We start from the raw sequence: 23,632 nt of genomic DNA, 5'->3' as shown, positions 1-23,632 counted from the left end.
TTTCCTTAGAATAGTCCGATATAAAGCATAGCCAGCACGCTGTAGCGTACCGCTTTCCCCAGTGCGATAAGCACCAGACAAGGAAGAAATTTCATTCGCAGCCAACCGGCCGCTAAACAGAGAGGATCGCCAATCACAGGAAGCCAACTAAAAAACAGCCCCCAATAGCCGTATTTGGCTAACCACCTCAAAGCGGTATGACCATGTTTTTCTTGTTGAGTTCGATTTGGTAACAGCAAACCTAACCAATAGTTAGTTAACCCACCAAGGGTATTTCCTAGCGTCGCGACAATAATGATGTGTGAAATTGGAAATTGATTAAGAGACAAGGTCGCGATCAAACTCGCCTCTGAGCCTCCAGGTAATAAGGTTGCACTGAGAAAACCAGTGAAAAACAATACCCAAAGTGCAGAGTCGGAAAACCACAATGCCGCCTCTGCAAACCATCCATTAAAGGTTTCTAACATTGCATATCCAGTAGTACTTTTCCTCGGGTATGCCCTGTTTCGATTTGTTTGTGCGCATCACTGACCTCATGCATCGGATAGATACGCTGAATTTCTGTTTTAAGTAAGCCAACGCCCACCATATACAGCAATGTATCCAACTGCTGAGGATCGGGCTCCACCAGCATCCCCGTTGCCTCAAACCCGAGAAGTTTGGCTTTTTCACAGATCATCTCTGCACTCAGCGTCGGCACCGTCACAACTCTGGCGTTGTCTTTTAAGCACTTCAAGGCATCAAGGGCGACATCACCACCAACCAGATCAATCAATACATCCACATCACTCAAACGCTCTGAAGCAGGAGCAAATTGGTAATTGATAGCATGAGCACCCAACGTTGCCATGTAATCTAAATTGCGTTCACTGCACGTCGTATACACTTCGGCTTTCGCGGCAACGGCGATTTGCACGGCCAAATGGCCAACGCCTCCTGCGCCAGCAAGAATGAGCACACGCTCCCCTTCTTTCACTTGGGCTTTGTTCAGCGCTTGTGCTGCCGTTTGCCCGGCTAGTGGAAGTACCGCCGCCCCCTCTAAGGTGACTGAACCTGGCACCAGACTCAATGCGTCTTCGTCCACGCAAAGATACTGGCTGTAACCACCGCCTTCTAATGGGAAACCGACGAAACCGGCAACGGTATCGCCGATGACAAAGCGCTCCGCGTTCTCACCACAACTGACTACTTTGCCAGAAATGTCATAACCGGGCACCCAAGGTAATTTGTCCTTATTCTGTGCCGCCGCCCACCCCAGCCCTGCACGCGTTTTAACATCGATAGGGTTAATACCTGAAAAATAGACTTTAATGAGAACCTGACCAGGTTTGGGTTCAGGCATTTGACTTGAACGGATAGCCAGTACATCAGGGCCACCAAATTCTGTAATAACGATTTGCTTATTTTCCATAATCAGCCGTTCCTAAGGACAAAAAGAAAGGGATGCCGAAGCATCCCTTTGACTATAAACCATTTTGTTAACCGAAGTTAATTGTGATGACACAATTTGACTGACAATTCACAGCGAGATTAGCCGACCAGAGCCAATAGCACACCGGCGGCTACCGCACTGCCCAATACACCCGCCACATTCGGCCCCATTGCATGCATCAACAAGAAGTTTTGTGAGTTGGCTTCTAAGCCCACTTTATTCACCACACGCGCCGCCATTGGTACAGCAGAAACCCCTGCGGCACCAATCAACGGATTGATGTCTTCTTCCGAGAACTTGTTGAGTAGCTTCGCCATCAGCACGCCCGCGCCAGTACCAATACTGAACGCTGCCGCACCTAATGCAAGAATGCCCAATGTCTCCACATTCAAGAAGTGCTCAGCTTGTAGTTTCGAGCCTACGCCTAAGCCAAGGAAAATAGTCACGATGTTGATCAGCTCGTTTTGTGCCGTTTTTGACAAACGCTCCACCACACCCGCTTCACGCATCAAGTTCCCCAGACAGAACATCCCTACCAGCGGCGTTGCAGAAGGAAGGAACAAGATGGTCATCACCAATACCGCCAACGGGAAAAGCACTTTCTCCACTTTTCCGACATGACGAAGTTGAGCCATTTTGATCTTACGCTCTTCCGGCGTTGTGAGCGCCTTCATGATCGGCGGCTGAATAATAGGAACCAAAGCCATGTAACTGTATGCTGCTACCGCAATCGCACCGAGTAAATCGGGAGAGAGACGGCTGGCGAGGAAAATGGCTGTTGGGCCATCCGCGCCACCAATGATGGCGATGGACGACGCATCCTCCATAGAAAACTCCATGCCCGGCACATAGTTCAATAGAATCGCACCAAACAGCGTGGCAAAAATACCAAACTGCGCGGCTGCACCGAGCCATAAGGTTTTAGGGTTGGCAATCAAGGCACCAAAATCCGTCATTGCCCCAACGCCCATAAAAATAAGCAGTGGGAAAACGCCAGATTCAATACCAATGTAATACACGTAGTAAAGCAATCCACCCGGCTCGGTAAAGCCCGCATTCGGGATATTAGCCAAAATGGCACCAAAGCCAATAGGTAACAGAAGTAAAGGCTCAAAGCCTTTACTAATGGCTAAAAACAGCAGTACACAACCGACTGCGATCATACAGATTTGCCCAAGTTCAAAGTGGGCAATCCCCGTTTCAGACCAAAGCGTGATTAATCCATCCATGGTACATCCTTACGCCAAACTCAGTAGAGGTGAGCCTACTGTCACGGCATCTCCCTCTTTAACATTCAGTTCATGCACCACACCACTACGAGCAGCGCGGACTTCAGTTTCCATCTTCATCGCTTCGAGGATCAGCAGAATATCGCCCTCTTCAACCGAGCTTCCTGCTTGAACATGAACTTTGAAGATGTTACCTGCCAGCGGAGCCGATACCGCTTCCGCATCGCTTGGTACTGCCGAAACAGGAGCCGCGATAGGAGCACTCGCTGGCGCAGCAGCTGGTGTCACCGAAGTCAATTGGCCTTCAGGCCCAACTTCAACATGGAATACCTGGCCATCAACACGAACACTGTAAGCTTCAACGGCACCATTAACGGCTTTCGTCGCCGTTGGCTGAGCCACCTCAAGAGTCGGTGCTGGCTCAAATGCATCAGGATTGCCACGATTCTTAAGGAACTTAAGGCCAACTTGCGGGAAGAGTGCGTAAGTGAGAACGTCATCAACACTCTCTTTAGCCAATTGAATGCCTTCTGATTGTGCTTTTGCCAACAGTTCGTCGGTCAGTGTATGCAATTCCGCTTCAAGTAAATCAGCAGGTCGACAAGTGACAGCTTCAGCACCGCTCAGTACACGTGCTTGCAACTGCGCATTCACAGGAGCTGGTGCGGCGCCATATTCGCCTTTGAGAACGCCTGCCGTTTCTTTGGTGATGCTCTTATAACGCTCGCCCGTCAGGACGTTAATGACCGCTTGAGTGCCGACAATTTGCGAGGTTGGGGTCACCAATGGAATAAAACCAAGATCTTCACGCACGCGAGGGATCTCTTCAAGAACTTCGTCGATACGATCCGCCGCGCCTTGCTCTTTCAATTGGCTTTCCATGTTGGTCAGCATACCACCAGGAACTTGAGCAATCAGAATGCGAGAATCCACCCCTTTCAATTGACCTTCAAACTTAGCGTACTTCTTACGGACTTCACGGAAATACGCGGCAATAGGTTCTATTTGAGCAAGGTCCAAATTGGTATCACGCTCAGTACCTTGCAACATCGCCACAACGGTTTCCGTTGGCGTGTGACCGTAGGTGCAACTCATGGATGAAATCGCAGTATCCAAAATATCGATGCCCGACTCTACCGCCTTAATTGCCGTCGCGGTCGACAAACCCGTAGTGGCATGGCAGTGCAGCGCCAATGGGATATCACAAGAGGCTTTAATGCGCGTAATCAATTCTTGCGCTTCATAAGGCTTAAGTAAGCCAGACATGTCTTTGATACAAAGCGAGTGACAACCCAAGTCTTCTAAACGTTTGGCGAGATCGACCCAAGTATCAGTATTGTGAACCGGGCTGGTAGTGTAAGAAAGCGTCCCTTGCGCATGAGCACCAACATCCACCGTTGCTTTAACCGCTTTTTGGAAATTACGCACGTCGTTCATCGCATCAAAGATACGGAAAACATCCATACCGTTGGCATGAGCACGCTCAACAAACTTCTCAACCACATCATCGGCATAGTGACGATAACCCAGCAGGTTTTGACCACGCAGTAGCATCTGCATTGGTGTATTCGGCATCGCTTTCTTCAGTTCACGCAAACGCTCCCACGGATCTTCCCCTAAGAAACGAATACACGCATCAAAGGTGGCACCACCCCAGGTTTCGAGCGACCAATAACCCACTTTATCCAACTCTGCTGCAATAGGCAGCATGTCTTCAATGCGCATTCGAGTCGCAAACAGTGATTGATGGGCGTCACGTAGGACCACATCCGTAATTGCTAGTGGCTTAGACATGCTCATAAACTCCTTTTATTCCTTTGTTGTACTACTTCGCAACCGAGGCGCGATGCTGATGAATCGCTGCAGAAATTGCCGCGACGACCTGTGGACTCACTGTTGAAGTGTGGTTGGCTTGATTCTTTACCGCTTTAGGCGCTGTGATCGGTGGTGGCACTTCTTGCGGTACCAATTTCGACATCAAGCGAACGAGGAAAATAAGAATGGTGAGAAAAATAAATACGACCCCCATTCCCGTTACCATTAGGGCTGCCGCATCAACTAAGAGGCTTCCAATATTTGTCATCTTGCTTCCTTTCTGTGTCATCCTGACATAACGCAGGACATGATTTATACACAATCCCGACCAATCGATTATCTAGATTGGTTAAATATTGTCAATTTTGTTTAAAAAGGTTTCAGAGCATCCTGCACTATTGGTTGCTTTTTCACCACACAGATCACATAAACTAAAATATTTGCCCAAATTCCTGATACTTAATATGGACATTCATCAATTTACTGCAGAAGTTCGAACAAAACTGCGATAGAGATAAAAGAACATCAATAAGCTTTTGAATTATAAGAATTAAAAACAATAACAATTTTAACACTTTGGAAACATTTGAATGCTCATTGTTTCTTTTGATTGGTAAAGAATGGCGTTGATGGGCGAGATGTGAAACACCCGCTAAGAATAAATCGATTGTCCAGAAATGATGAAGAGCAAGGGGATTCTAAAATCCAATGCTCACGAGAACAAAACGTAGACATAAGAAAAAACCCTGCATTTTCATGCAGGGTTTTCAATGATGGCGCGCTCGAGAGGATTCGAACCTCTGACCGCCTGGTTCGTAGCCAGGTACTCTATCCAGCTGAGCTACGAGCGCGCAGTATTCTGTTGTTCACCTTGTCACTTTCAGAAGAGAAAGTGGCGCGTCCGAGAGGATTCGAACCTCTGACCGCCTGGTTCGTAGCCAGGTACTCTATCCAGCTGAGCTACGGACGCGCAGGTGTTTGATATCAAAACCGCTTTCGCTATTCCAATATCAGGAGCTTGGCCCCTTTAATTGTTAAAAGAATATTCATTTGAAGAAATGGCGCGCTCGAGAGGATTCGAACCTCTGACCGCCTGGTTCGTAGCCAGGTACTCTATCCAGCTGAGCTACGAGCGCGCAATATATTCTTTAATTTACCTTCTCACCTTCAAAAGAGAAAGTGGCGCGTCCGAGAGGATTCGAACCTCTGACCGCCTGGTTCGTAGCCAGGTACTCTATCCAGCTGAGCTACGGACGCGCAGGTGTTTGATATCAAAACCGCTTTCGCTATTCCAATATCAGGAGCTTAGCCCCTTTATTCTATACAAGAAATTTCCAGTAGAAGAGATGGCGCGCTCGAGAGGATTCGAACCTCTGACCGCCTGGTTCGTAGCCAGGTACTCTATCCAGCTGAGCTACGAGCGCGCAATATTCTCTACCAAGAGAGTTGTGAAGTCTATCACAAATAATTTCTTTTGGAACAAAAAAATTGACTCACTTGTCAATAAATGGCGGTGAAGGAGGGATTCGAACCCTCGATACGGGATAAACCGTATACTCCCTTAGCAGGGGAGCGCCTTCAGCCTCTCGGCCACCTCACCGTCTTTTGTTCCGTTTTACGATATGGCGCGCTCGAGAGGATTCGAACCTCTGACCGCCTGGTTCGTAGCCAGGTACTCTATCCAGCTGAGCTACGAGCGCGCAATTCATCGTAAAACGATTCGCAAGAATGGCGGTGAAGGAGGGATTCGAACCCTCGATACGGGATAAACCGTATACTCCCCTTAGCAGGGGAGCGCCTTCAGCCTCTCGGCCACCTCACCGTCTTGCGGAGGCACATATTACGATTTACCAAAAATAAGTCAAACATTTTCTTTGAAAAAATAGCGCAATACCGCTCAAGCGTTGCCTATTTAATCAATACGTGTGATTAATGAACTTTGTTGCTGTAAAAACAACCTTTAAGCAAGAAAACGACCTTATTGCTTCCCGATGAAATACACGACCAAATGAGCAAATTATCTGAGCTATGACTTACGAAATTTTCTTGTGCTAAACACGAAAGTCCCCGCCTCTAACATTGCCAAGTTGGAGGTTGCGTCGCCCTTCTACTTTCTCATTCCCGGAACAAAAGCATTTAAGAAATTGCAGATATAAAAAAGGCTGACCTTTATGGTCAGCCTCTATCATTCAGAGATTAAGCTTAGTAGTTACCTGGGGTAACGTTGCCTTTCTCAGCCTGAATGCGCATGTAGATCTCTTCACGGTGTACAGAAACGTCTTTAGGAGCGTTCACACCAATACGAACCTGGTTGCCTTTCACACCCAGTACCGTTACTGTCACTTCGTCACCAATCATCAGTGTTTCGCCTACGCGGCGAGTCAAAATTAGCATTCTTTGCTCCTTGAGTAATCTCTAAATCTCTAGCTACGAGGCTATTATCCAACAAAAGTTATATTTTCGTAAACTACCATGTTTGTGAAAATTAACCTAAAAAGGCTTGTTTCTGCTGAATATTTAAGGCTTCGTTAGAACTAATATAAGCATCGTGCAGTAGTTTGCTGCCTGATCGACACTCTCAGGAGATACAACTAACATACTGGACAACGGCGTCACACATTGATGACGAATCGCTATACCTTGTGTTGTCAGTGCATCACATGCATGTTGCATCAATGAATTCGCTTCAAGACCGACGACGGTCAACAAGCTTACTGCTTCACTATTACGGATTTTATCGCTGAAAACCAGATCCAACTTAGCACAAGCATCCTGTTTTATCATGATACCTGCCCAATCTGCTTCTTCGATCACATTCCAAATTTCAATACCCAACATCTGACATTGCTTTGTCAGGCTGGATAAAGACTCTTTAGAGACCTTAATCATGGCAAGATCGCGTTGCAGTGCTATACCGCATACAGCTTGTGTGCCAGTTTCTCCTTTAACCAGACTCCCTTCATTAATCTCGAAGGTCGAAAGCACGCGCAGCGGCACTTCATTTTCCCAAGCGAATTGAACGCAAGGCAAATGCAGTACTTTAGCTCCTTTTCTGGCCATCTCTTCCATGGAAGGAAAATCGATAATGTCCAGCTTCTGAGCCGTTTTAACCACACGTGGATCACACGTATAAATACCATCAACGTCGGTAAAGATTTGACATTCATCAGCCGCTAATGCGCCAGCTAATGTCACGGCACTCGTATCGGAGCCGCCTCGACCTAAAGTGGTGATATCCCCATTTTCATTCACACCCTGAAAACCTGCGACAATCACGATCTGATCTTGTTCAAGTAGCTCGTTAATTGGCGTCGTATCAATGTGTTTAATCGTCGCGTCATTGTGCTGAGTATCCGTCACAATATTCGCTTGTGCTCCGGTAAGTGAGCGCGCTGCATAGCCTAATTTATTCAGCGTCATTGCTAGCAGTGCCATAGACACTTGCTCACCAGCAGAGAGCAAAACATCAAGTTCCCGGGCCGTAGGTACACTATCTACCTGCTTAGCCAAGTCCAATAGTCGGTTGGTTTCACCTGCCATCGCAGAGACAACAACGACAACTTGATTACCATCATTTTTCGCCTTAATGATGTGTTCAGCCACTGTATGAATTCTTTCAATCGAACCCATAGAGGTTCCGCCGAACTTTTGCACGATAAGGGATTTTTTCACCAGTCTTCACCTTCCCAAGACCAAAGTCTCATTCGGACCACTTCCTATTTGATCTGACAAATATTCCGCAGTAGTTACATAAAAAACCAAGTAGTGTAATTGGTCTGTTTAAATTTCCGCCAATTAAACCACTTGGTTGACACAAAAAAAATACGCTCAATCAAAAAAACTTTGATTGAGCGTTATGATTTATAAATTAAAGACGTTCAGCGATCCACGCGTCGACAGATGCCAGAGCTGAAGGTAGAGCCGAGCTATCGGTACCACCAGCCTGTGCCATATCTGGGCGGCCACCACCTTTACCACCCACTTGCTGCGCAACCATGTTAACGAGCTCGCCTGCTTTCACTTTTGAAGTCAAATCTTGGGTCACACCCGCGATAAGGCCCACTTTGTCATCAGCAACGTTACCCAACATAATGATGCCGCTGCCCATTTGGTTTTTCAGCTCATCCACCATGCCGCGCAGCGCTTTGTTATCAGCACCGTCAAGCTTCGCTACTAAGACTTTCACACCCGCAATTTCTTTTACTTGATCAATCAAGTTTGCGCTTGCTTGTGAAGCCAACTTGTCTTTAAGCTGTTGAATTTCTTTCTCTAGCGACTTCGCTTTATTCGCTGCATCTTGAAGTTTCTCTTCAAACTTACGAGCTTGAGCGTCAATTGCCTCCAACGCAGCTTCGCCAGTTACCGCTTCAATACGGCGAATACCCGCCGCAATACCACCTTCTGAAGTGATCTTGAACAAGCCAATATCACCGGTATTTGATGCGTGAATACCACCACAAAGTTCGGTAGAGAAATCACCCATAGACAACACACGAACTTCGTCATCGTATTTCTCACCGAACAGCGCCATAGCCCCTTTCTGCTTCGCCGATTCGATGTCCATGATGTTGGTTTCAATGGCATGATTACGACGAATCTGAGCATTCACCAGACGCTCAACTTCTTTCAGCTCTGCTGCCGTAACCGCTTCTAGATGTGAGAAGTCAAAGCGTAAGTTCTCTGCCTTCACCAATGAGCCTTTTTGCGCTACGTGCTCACCAAGCACTTGGCGTAGAGCGGCGTGAAGCAAGTGCGTCGCAGAGTGGTTAAGTGAAATGGCAGCGCGGCGCTCAGCGTCCACGATCGCAGTAACTTGATCACCTTTTGCCAATACACCTTCAACCAACACTCCGTGATGTGCAATGGCATTACCCAACTTCTGGGTGTCTTCCACTTGGAATAGACCGGATTCTGTTTTCAACACGCCGCTATCGCCACATTGACCACCCGATTCAGCGTAGAAAGGCGTTTCTTGCAGAATGACGATCGCTTTGTCGCCTGCAGAAAGCGTTGCGGTCTCTTCACCTTCAACAAACAGAGCAACCACATCGCTACGCTCTTGTGTTGAGGTGTAACCACAAAATTCAGATTGTGCGTCTACTTTGATTTTCGCGTTGTAATCGGTGCCAAATTGACCAGCTTCACGAGCACGCTGACGTTGCTCTTCCATCGCTTTCTCGAAACCAGCTTCGTCGATAGTGAACTCTCGTTCACGAGCAACATCGTTCGTTAAGTCAGCAGGGAAACCGTAAGTGTCATAAAGCTTGAATACCGTCTCACCGTCAAGTTCTTTACCTTCAAGTGCATCGAGTGCTTCATTGAGGATAACCATGCCGCGCTCTAGTGTGCGGCCAAAGTTTTCTTCTTCGATGCGAAGTACTTTTTCAACAACCGCTTGTTGCTTCTTCAGTTCGTCCGCGGCACTGCCCATCGCTTCAGCCAATACGCCGACAAGTTTGTGGAAGAATACGCCTTGTGCACCTAGCTTGTTACCGTGACGAACAGCACGACGAATGATGCGACGTAGCACGTAACCACGACCTTCGTTTGAAGGCATAACGCCATCCGCGATTAGGAATGAACAAGAGCGGATGTGATCTGCGATAACGCGTAGCGACTGGTTTGATAGGTCTTCACAACCCACGATTTCAGCTGTCGCTTTGATTAGCTTTTGGAACACATCAATTTCATAGTTTGAATGTACGCCCTGCATGATGGCAGAAATACGCTCAATGCCCATACCGGTATCAACAGACGGCTTAGGAAGCGGCTCCATCGTACCATCGGCATGGCGGTTGAACTGCATGAAAACGTTGTTCCAGATTTCGATGAAACGGTCACCATCCTCTTCAGGAGTGCCAGGACGACCGCCCCAAATGTGTTCACCGTGGTCATAAAAGATCTCAGTACAAGGACCACACGGGCCCGTGTCACCCATAGTCCAGAAGTTGTCTGACTCGTACTGCTTGCCACCTTTTTTATCGCCGATGCGAATGATGCGATCAGCTGGAACACCAACTTTTTGGTTCCAGATATCAAAAGCTTCATCATCCGTTTCGTAAACCGTGACCAAAAGGCGATCTTTTGGCAGTTTTAGCGTCTCAGTTAGGAATTCCCAAGCAAAAGCAATCGCGTCTTCTTTGAAGTAGTCACCAAAGCTGAAGTTACCTAGCATTTCAAAGAAAGTATGGTGACGAGCGGTAAAACCTACGTTTTCTAGGTCATTGTGTTTACCACCTGCACGTACGCAACGTTGAGCCGTAGTTGCTCGAGTGTAGGCACGCTTTTCGGCGCCTAAGAAGCAATCTTTAAATTGGTTCATACCTGCGTTAGTAAATAGCAGGGTTGGATCGTTATGTGGAACCAACGATGAACTGTCTACGATTTGGTGTCCTTTGCTCTCAAAGAACTTGAGGAACGCGTTACGAACCTCATCAGTGCTCATGTACATGCAGCTCTTCCTGAAAATAGTCGAGTTAGAATTTTGCCGTATTGTAGATCATGCTTAAAGCTTCGACTAGTTTTCTTATGGAAAAGAGCGGATGAAATGAAAAAATCGTTTAATCGCGGGAAATCATGATTTCTTCACGAATGTGAGGAGAGAAAATTGGCATGGAACTTACGGAAACATTATGCTTCATCGCTCAAAGCATAACGTATCTGTTCAAATGAGAAACCACGATATTGGAGAAAGCGAACTTGTTTTGCATACTCTTTTTGTTCTTTGGCCTTCACTCCGTTGAACTTTTTCATCGCAACGGATTTGGCTAACTCAAACCAATCTTGTGGCTCTTCCGCAAATGCATTTTCAACGACAGAATCAGACACTTGTTTAAGCGATAACTCCTGCCGTATGCGTCTTTCGCCATGCCCTTTTCCAACGTGTTGTCGAATTTGGCTTTTGGCATAACGAAGATCATCGAGATAACCATGTTCCAAGCAAAAATGCATTGCACTTTCAATATCTTGACTAGCATACCCTTTAACTGTGAGCTTTTGCCTCAACTCATACTGGCCATGATCTCGTCGACTGAGCAGTTGAATCGCCGTGTCTTTGCAACTCATCATTGGCGGCGTAAAGCGATGATGCATCAGAACTCCTTAAATAGGGGGATAAGTAATAACAATGAATCCGAAATGGAAAATAGAAGAAAAAAGCCCTGCATTGCAGGGCTTAATAAAATAGAGGCTGAAATTAAAACTCTTCTTGCTCTGGCATTTCTTCGACTAACTCTGCCGATTCATCGTTGATGTTTGCTGGAGAAAGCAACATTTCACGCAATTTCGTATCCAGTACTTTTGCGACATCTACGTTTTCTTTCAGGTATTTACAAGCGTTCGCTTTACCTTGGCCAATTTTGTCGCCGTTATAGCTATACCAAGCACCTGATTTTTCAATCAGCTTACATTTCACGCCTAGGTCAATCAGTTCACCTTCGCGGTTAAAGCCTTGGCCGTACATAATTTGAGTGTTGGCTTCTTTAAACGGCGCAGCGATCTTATTCTTCACCACTTTGATGCGCGTTTCGTTACCCACGACCTCATCACCTTCTTTGATCGCACCAGTACGGCGAATATCAAGACGAACAGAAGCGTAGAATTTCAGTGCGTTACCACCCGTTGTGGTTTCTGGGTTACCAAACATCACACCGATCTTCATACGGATCTGGTTGATGAAGATACACATACAGTTAGACTGCTTTAGGTTACCCGTTAACTTACGCATCGCTTGAGATAGCATACGAGCTTGAAGACCCATGTGCGAGTCGCCCATCTCACCTTCGATTTCTGCCTTTGGCGTCAATGCTGCAACAGAGTCGACAACAATAACGTCAACCGCACCTGAGCGAGCAAGAGCATCACAGATTTCCAACGCTTGTTCACCGGTGTCAGGCTGAGATACCAACAACTGGTCGATATTAACGCCAAGCTTCTTCGCATACACAGGATCCAACGCGTGCTCGGCATCGATAAACGCACAAGTTTTGCCTTCACGTTGAGCCGCAGCGATCAGCTCAAGGGTCAACGTGGTTTTACCTGAAGATTCTGGACCAAAAATTTCAACGATACGGCCCATTGGTAAGCCACCCGCACCCAGCGCAATATCCAGAGATAGTGAACCTGTCGAGATGGTTTCAACATCCATCGCACGGTTGTCACCTAGGCGCATGATTGAACCTTTACCGAACTGCTTTTCAATTTGACCTAGTGCGGCGGCCAGAGCCTTCTGTTTGTTCTCGTCCATTACTCTCTCCAGATAGTCACTCTCAGGTGATAGGTAATTATGTCGAAATAGGGTCGACAATGTTTGTCATGTTGGGGTTCATTATACTGTTGATTTGTACAGTGTCCACCCCTGTATAAAAAAATTTCGCCTGTTATTGACGTTCACTGCCATTTTTCAGTAGCGCATCACACAAGACTTTTAAACTGTATTCAATCGCTTGTATGCGAACTTTTGCTCTATCGCCAGCAAAATAGCAAGTCTCACAACGTAGCCATCCATGCTTATCCGCAAAACCAAAACAAACGGTGCCAACAGGCTTTTCCGCGCTACCGCCGCTCGGCCCTGCAATACCGCTAATGGCAACCGCGATAGTTGCATTCGAATGGGCTAAAGTCCCCAGTACCATTTCTTTGACCACCGCCTCCGAGACCGCACCAAAGTCGGCCAAGGTTTTTTCTGCCACCCCCAACATTTCTTGTTTTGCTTCATTGCTGTAAGTGACAAATGCACGATCAAACCAAGCCGAGCTGCCTGCGACTTCCGTGACTATGTTTGCAACGCCACCGCCAGTACACGATTCGGCCGTAGCCAACACTTCACCTTGTTGCAAAAGACGCTCACCCAGTTGTTCTGATAATTGTATTAGTGATTGCATGCCGATTTCCCTTTTCTCTCTTTTACACTATCAGTGATTCACGTATCCTAAGCCGCAAACAGTCCAAACTAAAGATAAAAACCGTGAAAGCTGAACAACAACATACCCCAATGATGCAGCAATACCTCAGATTGAAGGCAGAAAATCCAGATATTTTGCTGTTTTATCGCATGGGCGACTTCTACGAACTTTTTTACGATGATGCAAAGAAGGCGTCGCAATTGCTGGATATTTCTCTCACCAAGCGCGGCGCTTCGGCAGGAGAACCCATTCCGATGGCGGGTGTGCCATTTCATGCCGTTGAAGGGTATTTAGCCAAATTGGTTCAGCTTGGGGAGTCGGTGGCGATCTGCGAACAAGTTGGCGATCCTGCCACCAGTAAAGGCCCAGTAGAGCGCAAAGTCGTTCGTATTGTCACGCCGGGTACGGTAACGGATGAAGCTTTACTGTCTGAACGTTTGGATAACTTAATTGCCGCGATTTATCACCACAATGGTAAATTCGGCTACGCCACCTTGGATGTCACCTCTGGGCGTTTCCAATTGGTTGAACCCCAGTCAGAAGAGGCAATGGCAGCTGAGCTACAACGCACCTCTCCGCGTGAGTTACTCTTCCCAGAAGATTTTGAGCCCGTTCATTTGATGACAGGTCGTAACGGCAACCGTCGTCGTCCAGTTTGGGAGTTCGAACTCGAAACGGCCAAACAACAGCTCAACCAGCAATTTGGCACCAAAGACTTGGTCGGTTTTGGCGTAGAAAATGCGGTTTTAGGATTGTGCGCCGCAGGTTGCTTGATCCAGTATGTCAAAGATACTCAACGTACAACACTTCCTCATATCCGCGCGCTTACTTATGATCGCCAAGATGACTCGGTTATCCTTGATGCCGCGACCAGACGCAATCTCGAACTGACTCAAAACCTTGCTGGCGGAAGTGACAACACGCTTGCTGCGGTTTTGGATCGTTGTGCGACGCCGATGGGAAGCCGGATGCTGAAACGTTGGATCCATCAACCAATGCGCTGTATTACCACGCGAGAGCATCGCCTAGACGCCATCGCCGAACTGAAAGAACAAGCTCTATTTAGCGATATTCATCCCGTGGTGAAACAAATCGGCGATATTGAACGTATTTTGGCTCGCTTAGCACTCCGCTCTGCACGTCCACGCGATCTCGCGCGATTACGCCATGCGATGCAACAGCTACCCGAATTGGCTCAGACGTTGTCTTCACTGGGCAATAGCCATCTCAAATCACTGGCCACGGCAGCCGCTCCAATGGATGATGTGTGTGAGTTGCTCGAACGTGCCATTAAAGAAAACCCGCCAGTAGTGATTCGCGATGGAGGTGTCATTGCCGAAGGGTACAGCGCAGATTTGGATGAATGGCGCGATCTTGCAGACGGTGCCACGGGCTACTTGGAAAAACTCGAAGAGGAAGAGCGTGATCGCCACGGTATCGATACGCTGAAAGTGGGATACAACAATGTCCACGGTTTCTACATCCAAGTAAGCCGCGGTCAAAGCCATTTGGTTCCACCACACTATGTTCGCCGTCAAACGCTGAAAAACGCTGAACGTTACATCATTCCTGAACTGAAAGAGCACGAAGACAAAGTTCTCAACTCAAAATCGAAAGCATTAGCCATTGAAAAGCAACTGTGGGAAGAGCTCTTTGATTTATTGCTACCTCACCTAGCCCGTTTGCAAGAGTTGGCAGCAGCGGTTGCACAATTGGATGTATTGCAAAATTTGGCGGAGCGTGCTGATACGCTGGATTATTGCCGCCCAAATTTGACCAAAGATCCCGTCGTTCACATTACCGCGGGTCGTCACCCTGTGGTAGAACAAGTCACTTCCGATCCCTTTATTGCCAACCCAATTGAACTGAACAGCCAACGTAAAATGTTGATCATCACCGGTCCAAACATGGGGGGTAAGTCCACCTACATGCGCCAAACCGCATTGATTGCTTTAATGGCGCACATTGGTTCTTACGTTCCTGCAGAATCGGCCACCATTGGCTCAATTGATCGCATCTTTACTCGAATTGGTGCATCGGATGATCTCGCGTCAGGTCGTTCAACCTTCATGGTAGAAATGACAGAAACAGCCAATATCTTGCACAACGCGACAGCAAATAGCTTAGTTTTGATGGATGAAATTGGCCGTGGTACCAGTACCTATGATGGTCTTTCCCTAGCGTGGGCAAGCGCACACTGGCTTGCGACTCAGATTGGGGCAATGACGCTATTTGCGACGCATTACTTTGAACTGACAGAACTGCCAAATCAACTCCCTCACTTGGCCAACGTGCATCTTGATGCGGTTGAGCATGGCGACAGCATCGCCTTTATGCACGCCGTACAAGAGGGGGCGGCAAGCAAATCCTACGGTTTGGCGGTGGCGGGGTTAGCGGGCGTTCCAAAAACGGTGATTAAAAACGCCCGTCAAAAATTGTCTCAACTTGAGCTACTCAGCGCAGAGGGTTCGCAGCCGAAAGCAAGAACGGTGGATATCGCTAACCAATTAAGCCTCATTCCAGAGCCAAGTGAAGTAGAACAAGCGTTGGCCAGCATCGATCCGGATGATCTGACCCCACGCCAAGCGTTAGAAGCCCTATATCGTTTAAAGAAAATGCTCTAACATTTTAAAACGAACATCACTAAAATGACAAAAGGCTATGATTCCATAGCCTTTTTTCTATTGGAGAATGCAGATTCAATCCATATCGATATCAAACAAATTTTCCATATTCAGACCTTGTTTGATCAGAACTTCACGGAGGCGACGTAACCCTTCAACCTGAATCTGGCGCACTCGCTCACGAGTTAAACCAATCTCTTGCCCAACTTCTTCCAGTGTTGAAGGCTCATAGCCCAACAAACCAAAGCGACGTGCCAACACTTCTTTTTGTTTCGGATTGAGCTCTTCCAACCAATGAATCAAGGAAACACGCATGTCTTCATCTTGCGTTGAAACCTCTGGGTCTGAGTTGTTTGCATCAGGAATAATATCCAATAACGCCTTCTCTCCATCTCCACCAATCGGCGTATCGACAGAGCTAATGCGCTCGTTCAAACGCAGCATTTTGCTCACATCGTCAACCGGAATATCCAGTTGCGCAGCGATCTCTTCAGCGGTTGGCTCATGATCGAGTTTTTGAGAAAGCTCACGCGCCGTACGTAGATAAATGTTCAGCTCTTTAACAACATGGATAGGTAAACGGATGGTTCGAGTCTGATTCATTAAAGCACGTTCGATGGTTTGGCGAATCCACCATGTTGCGTAAGTCGAGAAGCGGAAACCACGCTCTGGATCGAATTTCTCTACCGCACGGATCAAACCAAGGTTACCCTCTTCAATCAAATCAAGCAGTGCCAGACCGCGATTACTGTAACGGCGGGAAATCTTAACCACTAGACGTAAGTTACTTTCAATCATACGTTTACGCGCGGCTTCATCGCCTCGTAATGCACGTCGAGCATAAAGCACTTCTTCTTCTGCGGTTAATAGTGGAGAAAAGCCAATTTCTCCTAGATAGAGCTGCGTCGCGTCTAAGCTCTTGTTGCTGGCATCAAACTCCTCGCGAAGTTTGACTTTTTCTTCGGTAAGATCTTCTTTTTCATTAATCTCGATATCGTCGTTAAAATCATCATCCATCTGATTAACATCGAAATCTTTAACTTTGGTGACTGTGTTGCTGATACTCATAACGCCTCCCCATGGCGAGTTAGCAAGACATTACAACTTTAAATGTCGCTAGTTGTGTCGCAAGTTGTTTCAAAGTTGATTTACGGTAAATAGCGCTTTGGATTCACTGATTTACCTTGGTAACGAATTTCAAAATGCAGCATCACTGTTTTGGCTCCAGAACTGCCCATTGTGGCGATTTGTTGCCCAGCTTTAACACTTTGCCCTTCCGATACCAACAACCGATCGTTATGCGCATACGCACTGAGGTAATTATCGTTATGTTTAACAATGATTAAATTGCCATAACCTCTTAGCGCGTTACCCGAATAAACCACGGTACCTCCTGCCGTTGAAACGATAGGCTGACCTCGCTGTCCTGCGATATCAATGCCTTTATTTCCTTGTTCTCCTGCAGAGAAGTTTTTGATTACTCTCCCTTTTGTTGGCCACTGCCACTTGGCTATTTTTTGGTTATTTGCCGGTGGTGGTGAAGTGACAGGTTTAACATTTTCTTTACCTTTTGAACCAACATACTCCTTTGGTTTGGATTGATCAATACCCTTAACTGGATCTTTTTTAACCACTTGAGGCGCAGGTTTTGCGGGTTTCTGAGTAGAGTTATTATTCGATTTTTTTGGCGTTGTCGGTGTTGGTTTGGGAGCCACCACCGCGACAGTTGACGCAGCAACCACAGTGGTAACAGGGGCTTCTACCGTTTGGCCATATTTGGGTGCGACATAAGCAGGTGCCCATAACTTGAGTTTCTGGCCCGGATAAATCGTGTAAGGCTCTGTCAAATTATTGAAACGGATTAACTCATTTACATCTTTATCTGTGACGTAGGATATAAAATACAGCGTATCGCCCTTTTCAACTTCGTAGTAGCTGCCACGATAGCTACCACGATCAACCGCGTTATAGTCTTTACTCAATCCCGTTACCGGCGCAGGAATATGCGCAGCACAGCCTACCAGTAAAGCTGTACTGAGAATCATTGACCCACGTAAATAAAGACGCTTACTCACACCTAATCTCAAATTATGCCAAGTCTCCGGCGATCAGCGGCACAAAGTTCACCGCTTCAATCACTTGGGAAACAAACTGATCTTTTTGACGCTCAATCAAGATCAACTGCTGCTCATCCGTACCAACAGGGAGTACCATGCGGCCACCATCATTCAATTGTTGAAGTAACACTGGTGGAACACTTTCCGCTGCGGCGGTCACAATGATCGCGTCAAAAGGTCCTTTATTTTCCCAACCAAGCCAGCCGTCGCCATGCTTCGTCGAGACATTGTAAATATCCAACTGTTTTAAGCGACGTTTTGCATCCCACTGTAAAGATTTGATTCGCTCAACAGAATATACATGCTCAACCAGAAGCGCTAATACTGCGGTTTGATAACCCGATCCAGTGCCAATTTCCAATACTTTACTGTCTCTTTTGAGACGCAAAAGTTCCGTCATTTTGGCCACAATATAGGGCTGAGAGATCGTCTGACCTTGACCAATAGGCAATGCGTTGTTGTCATAAGCCTGATGCATCATAGCTTGTGACAAAAAACACTCTCTCGGTACACGAGCGATGGCAGATAGCACTTCGCTATCACGGATGCCATTGACCGCTAAGAAATGAACCAATCTTTCTGCTTGAGGATTGCTCATGATTACTTTTCCTTTAGCCAAGTATCCATCGCTCGGAGCGATTCATGGGCAGTTAAATCAACTTGCAGTGGTGTAATGGACACATAGCCTTGTTCAATCGCATGAAAATCGGTTCCCTCCCCCGCATCTTGCTCTTTACCCGGAGGGCCTAACCAATAGATTTCATGACCACGGGGATCAAGCTGCTTGATCATATTCTCTGCATGATGGCGCGCGCCTAAACGAGTCACTCGTATCTCTTCTAGCTGTTCGAGCGGCAGATCCGGAATATTGATATTCAATAAACGATTGGTCGGAATAGGTTTCGCTAAATGTTGCTCAACGATCCGCTTGGCAATGGTTGCTGCGGTTTTAAAGTGGGTTTTGCCAACCAAAGAAAAAGCGATCGACTGCACGCCAAGAAAATGCCCTTCCATCGCTGCGGCGACCGTGCCCGAATAAAGCACGTCATCCCCCAGATTGGCGCCATGATTGATGCCACTTAACACTAAGTCTGGGAGATCATTTTTCAGTAGTTCGTTTAAAGCAAAATGGACACAATCTGTCGGCGTGCCTTGCACTGAATACACATTTTCTTCAACACAGGTCACTCGCAGCGGCTGTTCCAGTGTTAACGAGTTCGACGCTCCTGAGCGATTGCGATCCGGAGCAACGATGATCACTTCTGCCAATGTTCTTAGCTCACTGGCTAACGTGCGAATACCTTCTGCGAAAACGCCATCGTCATTACTCAGCAAAATGCGCAGCGGTTTAGCTTGCTTATCTTCCATGATAATTAGAATTCTCTTTCAAACGCGATTTCTTGTACTAGCTCGCGGATAATAGACGTAGCAAAAGAGCCAGCATCGAGCGAGAAAGTCAGGATGATGTTATTGCCATCCACTTGCCAACTGAGATTGGCTGGCTTCAATGCGATCGCTCGGCGATCGTGTCTCATGCGATTGCCGCGAATCAGCGCCATAAGATCGGGTTCAGCATCTAAGAACACTTGCTCTAGCGCCAACGCGTCATCTTGAGTCGGCAAGGCATTATCGCCAGCCAAGGCACCACTGATCACCAAGTCGCCAGCATCATATTGAGACTGGAGATCCGCATGATTTTCTGCACTCACCAATAGCTGTTCATCCCCCTTAAACAGGATGTCGCCAAGCAAAACCTTATCAAACAGTGATTGCTCAAGTCGCGCCGAGACAATTAAGTTGAAGATCCACGAACGCGCAGCAGACAAGTAGAGGCTACGTTGATTTTGATTGCGGCTACGAACATTGTCTCTACCCCAACGTTTTGCTTCTTGCAGGTTATTGCCATTGTTACCAAAACGCTGATTACCGAAGTAATTTGGAACACCGAGTTTTGCAACCGTCTCTAGACGTTTGAGCACATCGTCCACATCCGAGACTTCGGATAGCGTCACAACAAAATCGTTCCCAACAAGGTCTCCAGGACGTAATTTCTTGTTATGACGAGCGGTCGTGAGAATTTCAATCGATGGGTACTGTGCGAGGAAAGCGGAAAAATCCGGTGTTTCCGCTTTAGGCAAATGGACACTAAGCCATTGTTCCGTCACCGCGTGGCGATCTTTCAAGCCAGCCCAACTGACGTCTTTTGATTTCACGCCACATGCTTTCGCCAATTCATTGGCAACAAAGGAGGTGTTCTCACCAGTTTTTCGAATGCGCACCATCAAGTGCTCACCAGAACCAGTGAACTCAAAACCTAAGTCTTCTCTTACCTGAAAATGTTCTGGTTTTGCTTTGATTTTTGCTTGTGCGGTTGGTTTACCCGCTAAATAGGCCAGAGAAGCCAAAGTGTCTGTCATAGAACTATCCACTGCCAGTTTTGCTAATGCTAATATTATTGCTTAATCAGTAACACAACGGCTTCCGTTGCAATACCTTCTTTGCGTCCTGTAAAACCCAAACGCTCGGTTGTTGTCGCTTTGACATTAATGTTACGAATATCGGTTTCCAAGTCGTGAGCGATAGCTTCACGCATGGCATCGATATAAGGGGCCATTTTGGGCGCTTGCGCAATGATGGTCACATCCGCATTCCCCAGTTTGTAACCTTGTTCTTTGACTCGGCGATAAACGTCTTTCAACAATTCTCGACTGTCTACCCCTTTCCATTTGTCATCCGTATCTGGGAAATGGCGACCAATATCACCCGCGGCAATCGCCCCCAGCAGAGCATCGCTTAACGCATGTAAAGCAACATCACCATCGGAGTGAGCAATAAGTCCTTGTTCATAAGGAACCGCAACACCACCGATGATAACCGGGCCTTCGCCACCAAATTTGTGTACATCGAAACCGTGACCAATTCTAATCATTTTCTATCCTTTTCTCGGCTCAAATAAAATTCCGCTAAAGCAAGATCTTCAGGTTGAGTGACTTTGATGTTACTCGAACATCCTTGAACTAAAGCTGGCAGCTCTCCTCGCCACTCTAGCGCAGAGGCTTCGTCGGTAATCGCCACACCTTGCGCCAACGCATCGCTTAGCGCGTCTGTCAGTACTTCGGCTTTGAACATTTGCGGCGTTAAGGCATGCCAAAGTGCATTGCGATCCACTGTATGGTCGATCATTTGTTGTGCGTTGGCGCGCTTCATGGTGTCACGTACGGGCGTCGCCAAAATCCCACCCGTTTCATGCGAAGAGCAGCGTTCAATCAAGGCATCAATATCTTGATGAGCAACACAAGGTCTTGCAGCATCATGCACGAGAACCCAGTCTGCTTTTTGTTGCTGCAGCGAAAGGAAACGTAACGCCGATAACACCGAATCTGCTCGCTCTTTCCCACCAGCAACACGAACGATATCGGGATGCTGCGCAATGGCGAGCTCTGAGTAATAGGGGTCGTCTTCACTCACGGCAACGACGACTTGTGTAATGGCCGGGTGAGAGAGCAACCTTTCGATGGTATGTTCTAAAATGGTTTTGCCGTGAATCTGCAAATACTGCTTTGGTCGGTCTGCCTTCATTCGACTGCCGACACCTGCGGCTGGTACCACTGCGACCAATGACGTCATACTACGCGCCATTATTGATTCTCCTCACCGACAATGCGATAGAACGTCTCCCCTTCTTTCAGCATACCCAGCTCGTGACGAGCACGCTCTTCAATGGCATCAAGACCTTGCTTCAAGTCATCTATCTCTGCGTACATTTCGCTGTTTCTTGCCTGCAACTTGGTGTTCACCAATTGCTGCGCTTCAATATCACTTTCAATCGTGTAGTAATCGGAAACCCCATTTTTACCAAACCACAGGGTGTACTGCAGCCAACCAAACAGTAAGGTTAAAACGAGAATAAACAGTCGCATGGCAATTTACTTATGACTTATTAGAAGGAAAGATTGATGAAGCCCTGTTTATAGCACAATTAGCTCATTGGCTCTAGAGAGGGTTAGACAGAAGCAAGTGAAGAGAATGACAGAGTCTGATGCACGGTCACTTTTTTATTTATCGAAGATAGGGGGACTCGCAGAAATATTGGCGATAAAAAAACACCCCGCAAAAGCGAGGTGTTTTGAAAGTTTCAAACTAAGCGATTAATTCAATTAAGAATTAAGCTTGGCCTTTCACTTCTTTAAGACCGTTGAAAGGAGCACGACCAGCTAGAGCTTCCTCGATACGGATTAGTTGGTTGTACTTAGCAACACGGTCAGAACGGCTCATAGAACCAGTCTTGATTTGACCTGCTGCAGTACCTACCGCTAGGTCAGCGATAGTTGCATCTTCAGTTTCGCCAGAACGGTGAGAGATTACTGCTGTGTAACCTGCGTCTTTAGCCATCTTGATTGCAGCTAGAGTCTCAGTTAGAGAACCGATTTGGTTGAACTTGATAAGGATAGAGTTAGCAATGCCTTTCTCGATACCTTCAGCTAGGATCTTAGTGTTTGTAACGAATAGATCGTCACCAACTAGTTGGATCTTGTCGCCTAGAAGTTGAGTTTGGTGTGCGAAACCAGCCCAATCAGACTCGTCTAGACCATCTTCGATAGATACGATTGGGAATTGCTCAACTAGACCAGCTAGGTAGTGGTTGAACTCTTCAGAAGTGAACGTTTTGCCTTCACCTTTCATGTTGTAGATGCCAGCTTCTTTGTCGAAGAACTCAGATGCTGCACAGTCCATAGCAAGAGTAACGTCTTTACCTAGTACGTAACCCGCTGCTGCAACTGCTTCTGCGATAACTTCTAGCGCTTCAGCGTTAGACTTAAGGTTAGGAGCGAAACCACCTTCGTCACCAACAGCAGTGTTGTAGCCTTTAGACTTAAGAACTTTAGCTAGGTTGTGGAATACTTCCGCACCCATGCGAACTGCTTCTTTCAGAGTTTTTGCGCCAACTGGTTGGATCATGAACTCTTGGATGTCAACGTTGTTGTCAGCGTGCTCACCACCGTTGATGATGTTCATCATTGGTAGAGGCATAGAGAACTGACCAGCAGTACCGTTTAGCTCAGCGATGTGCTCGTATAGAGGCATGCCTTTAGAAGCAGCCGCTGCTTTAGCGTTAGCTAGAGAAACAGCTAGGATTGCGTTCGCACCAAACTTAGATTTGTTTTCAGTGCCGTCTAGCTCGATCATGATAGCGTCGATCGCTGCTTGATCTTTCGCATCTTTACCAACTAGCGCGTCAGCGATTGCACCGTTTACCGCTTCAATCGCTTTAAGAACACCTTTACCTAGGAAACGTGCTTTGTCACCGTCACGTAGCTCAAGCGCTTCGCGAGAACCAGTAGATGCGCCAGATGGAGCTGCCGCCATACCTACGAAACCGCCTTCTAGGTGTACTTCAGCTTCAACAGTTGGGTTACCACGTGAGTCGATGATTTCACGACCTAGAACTTTAACGATCTTAGACATTAATGTTTCCTCTCGTTCAAATATAAATGTCAAATTTAAAGGGCGG

General features: G+C 47.0%; 20 protein-coding genes, 8 tRNA genes and 1 pseudogene. 1 reads left to right on the top strand and 28 read right to left on the bottom strand.

Annotation, left to right across the window (positions count from 1 at the left end):
- Nucleotides 1-5: 5 nt before the first annotated feature.
- The 19 genes and pseudogenes from VV1_RS07615 to pncC all read right to left on the bottom strand — a co-directional run bounded on the left by VV1_RS07615 (nt 6) and on the right by pncC (nt 13,358).
- The gene (locus tag VV1_RS07615; protein WP_011079533.1) at nt 6-467 is read right to left on the bottom strand and encodes a YqaA family protein; all 462 of its coding nucleotides are present in this window, start codon (nt 465-467) and stop codon (nt 6-8) included.
- Nucleotides 461-1,411 carry an NADP-dependent oxidoreductase gene (locus VV1_RS07610; protein WP_011079532.1) on the bottom strand — a complete coding sequence of 317 codons (951 nt, stop codon included), beginning with the start codon at nt 1,409-1,411 and terminating at the stop codon, nt 461-463. Before VV1_RS07610 ends, VV1_RS07615 begins: the two co-directional genes overlap by 7 nt.
- A gap of 119 nt (nt 1,412-1,530) precedes the next feature.
- Nucleotides 1,531-2,661 carry a sodium ion-translocating decarboxylase subunit beta gene (locus VV1_RS07605; RefSeq protein ID WP_011079531.1) on the bottom strand — a complete coding sequence of 377 codons (1,131 nt, stop codon included), beginning with the start codon at nt 2,659-2,661 and terminating at the stop codon, nt 1,531-1,533.
- Nucleotides 2,662-2,670: 9 nt separating this feature from the next.
- Nucleotides 2,671-4,455, bottom strand: a complete 1,785-nt coding sequence (gene oadA, locus VV1_RS07600) for a sodium-extruding oxaloacetate decarboxylase subunit alpha (protein ID WP_086016918.1) — start codon at nt 4,453-4,455, stop codon at nt 2,671-2,673.
- A gap of 31 nt (nt 4,456-4,486) precedes the next feature.
- Nucleotides 4,487-4,744, bottom strand: a complete 258-nt coding sequence (locus VV1_RS07595; protein WP_011079529.1) for an oxaloacetate decarboxylase subunit gamma — start codon at nt 4,742-4,744, stop codon at nt 4,487-4,489.
- 506 nt (nt 4,745-5,250) lie between these two features.
- Nucleotides 5,251-5,327 (bottom strand) — tRNA-Arg (locus VV1_RS07590).
- Nucleotides 5,328-5,369: 42 nt separating this feature from the next.
- Nucleotides 5,370-5,446 (bottom strand) — tRNA-Arg (locus VV1_RS07585).
- An 89-nt stretch (nt 5,447-5,535) separates the two neighbouring features.
- Nucleotides 5,536-5,612, bottom strand: a tRNA-Arg gene (locus tag VV1_RS07580).
- A gap of 44 nt (nt 5,613-5,656) precedes the next feature.
- Nucleotides 5,657-5,733: transfer RNA gene (locus VV1_RS07575), tRNA-Arg, on the bottom strand.
- Nucleotides 5,734-5,823: 90 nt separating this feature from the next.
- Nucleotides 5,824-5,900 (bottom strand) — tRNA-Arg (locus tag VV1_RS07570).
- 84 nt (nt 5,901-5,984) lie between these two features.
- Nucleotides 5,985-6,076 (bottom strand) — tRNA-Ser (locus VV1_RS07565).
- Between the two features lie 23 nt (nt 6,077-6,099).
- Nucleotides 6,100-6,176 (bottom strand) — tRNA-Arg (locus VV1_RS07560).
- A gap of 29 nt (nt 6,177-6,205) precedes the next feature.
- Nucleotides 6,206-6,298 (bottom strand) — tRNA-Ser (locus VV1_RS07555).
- A 380-nt stretch (nt 6,299-6,678) separates the two neighbouring features.
- Entirely contained in the window at nt 6,679-6,870 is a 192-nt protein-coding gene (csrA, locus tag VV1_RS07550; RefSeq protein WP_011079528.1) for a carbon storage regulator CsrA, read from the bottom strand.
- Between the two features lie 91 nt (nt 6,871-6,961).
- A pseudogene (locus tag VV1_RS07545) lies at nt 6,962-8,148 on the bottom strand (aspartate kinase).
- Nucleotides 8,149-8,344: 196 nt separating this feature from the next.
- Complete coding sequence (alaS, locus tag VV1_RS07540) at nt 8,345-10,927, bottom strand: alanine--tRNA ligase (RefSeq protein ID WP_011079526.1); 2,583 nt, start codon at nt 10,925-10,927, stop codon at nt 8,345-8,347.
- 179 nt (nt 10,928-11,106) lie between these two features.
- Nucleotides 11,107-11,568 (bottom strand): recombination regulator RecX, encoded by a 462-nt coding sequence (gene recX / locus VV1_RS07535; RefSeq protein WP_011079525.1) that lies wholly within the window; start codon nt 11,566-11,568, stop codon nt 11,107-11,109.
- Nucleotides 11,569-11,671: 103 nt separating this feature from the next.
- Nucleotides 11,672-12,721, bottom strand: coding sequence for a recombinase RecA (recA, locus tag VV1_RS07530; protein WP_011079524.1), 1,050 nt, complete (start codon nt 12,719-12,721; stop codon nt 11,672-11,674).
- Nucleotides 12,722-12,854: 133 nt separating this feature from the next.
- Complete coding sequence (pncC, locus tag VV1_RS07525; protein ID WP_011079523.1) at nt 12,855-13,358, bottom strand: nicotinamide-nucleotide amidase; 504 nt, start codon at nt 13,356-13,358, stop codon at nt 12,855-12,857.
- Between the two features lie 83 nt (nt 13,359-13,441).
- On the opposite strand from pncC, the gene mutS reads away from it, so the two are divergent.
- The gene (gene mutS, locus VV1_RS07520; RefSeq protein ID WP_011079522.1) at nt 13,442-16,003 is read left to right on the top strand and encodes a DNA mismatch repair protein MutS; all 2,562 of its coding nucleotides are present in this window, start codon (nt 13,442-13,444) and stop codon (nt 16,001-16,003) included.
- A gap of 75 nt (nt 16,004-16,078) precedes the next feature.
- Here mutS and rpoS read toward each other — a convergent pair whose 3' ends face one another.
- The 9 genes from rpoS to eno all read right to left on the bottom strand — a co-directional run bounded on the left by rpoS (nt 16,079) and on the right by eno (nt 23,586).
- A complete protein-coding gene (gene rpoS / locus VV1_RS07515) occupies nt 16,079-17,071 on the bottom strand; it encodes an RNA polymerase sigma factor RpoS (RefSeq protein ID WP_011079521.1) in 993 nt (330 codons plus the stop codon).
- Nucleotides 17,072-17,151: 80 nt separating this feature from the next.
- A complete protein-coding gene (locus tag VV1_RS07510; RefSeq protein ID WP_011079520.1) occupies nt 17,152-18,048 on the bottom strand; it encodes a peptidoglycan DD-metalloendopeptidase family protein in 897 nt (298 codons plus the stop codon).
- A gap of 43 nt (nt 18,049-18,091) precedes the next feature.
- Nucleotides 18,092-18,718: a protein-L-isoaspartate(D-aspartate) O-methyltransferase gene (locus tag VV1_RS07505; protein WP_011079519.1), complete on the bottom strand. Its 627-nt coding sequence runs from the start codon at nt 18,716-18,718 to the stop codon at nt 18,092-18,094.
- Nucleotides 18,719-18,720: 2 nt separating this feature from the next.
- The gene (surE, locus tag VV1_RS07500) at nt 18,721-19,488 is read right to left on the bottom strand and encodes a 5'/3'-nucleotidase SurE (protein ID WP_011079518.1); all 768 of its coding nucleotides are present in this window, start codon (nt 19,486-19,488) and stop codon (nt 18,721-18,723) included.
- Nucleotides 19,489-19,493: 5 nt separating this feature from the next.
- The gene (gene truD / locus VV1_RS07495; RefSeq protein ID WP_011079517.1) at nt 19,494-20,537 is read right to left on the bottom strand and encodes a tRNA pseudouridine(13) synthase TruD; all 1,044 of its coding nucleotides are present in this window, start codon (nt 20,535-20,537) and stop codon (nt 19,494-19,496) included.
- A gap of 35 nt (nt 20,538-20,572) precedes the next feature.
- On the bottom strand, nt 20,573-21,049 hold the full coding sequence (ispF, locus tag VV1_RS07490; protein WP_011079516.1) for a 2-C-methyl-D-erythritol 2,4-cyclodiphosphate synthase: 477 nt from the start codon (nt 21,047-21,049) through the stop codon (nt 20,573-20,575).
- Nucleotides 21,046-21,759 carry a 2-C-methyl-D-erythritol 4-phosphate cytidylyltransferase gene (gene ispD / locus VV1_RS07485; RefSeq protein ID WP_011079515.1) on the bottom strand — a complete coding sequence of 238 codons (714 nt, stop codon included), beginning with the start codon at nt 21,757-21,759 and terminating at the stop codon, nt 21,046-21,048. Before ispD ends, ispF begins: the two co-directional genes overlap by 4 nt.
- A complete protein-coding gene (gene ftsB / locus VV1_RS07480) occupies nt 21,759-22,040 on the bottom strand; it encodes a cell division protein FtsB (protein ID WP_011079514.1) in 282 nt (93 codons plus the stop codon). The genes ispD and ftsB overlap by 1 nt, the downstream gene beginning before the upstream one ends.
- Before the next feature lie 244 nt (nt 22,041-22,284).
- Complete coding sequence (gene eno / locus VV1_RS07475; protein WP_011079513.1) at nt 22,285-23,586, bottom strand: phosphopyruvate hydratase; 1,302 nt, start codon at nt 23,584-23,586, stop codon at nt 22,285-22,287.
- Nucleotides 23,587-23,632: the final 46 nt, after the last annotated feature.

Origin of the sequence: Vibrio vulnificus CMCP6 (genome assembly GCF_000039765.1) — a bacterium.
GTDB lineage: Bacteria > Pseudomonadota > Gammaproteobacteria > Enterobacterales > Vibrionaceae > Vibrio > Vibrio vulnificus_B.
This window is presented reverse-complemented; position numbering and strand designations above follow the sequence as displayed.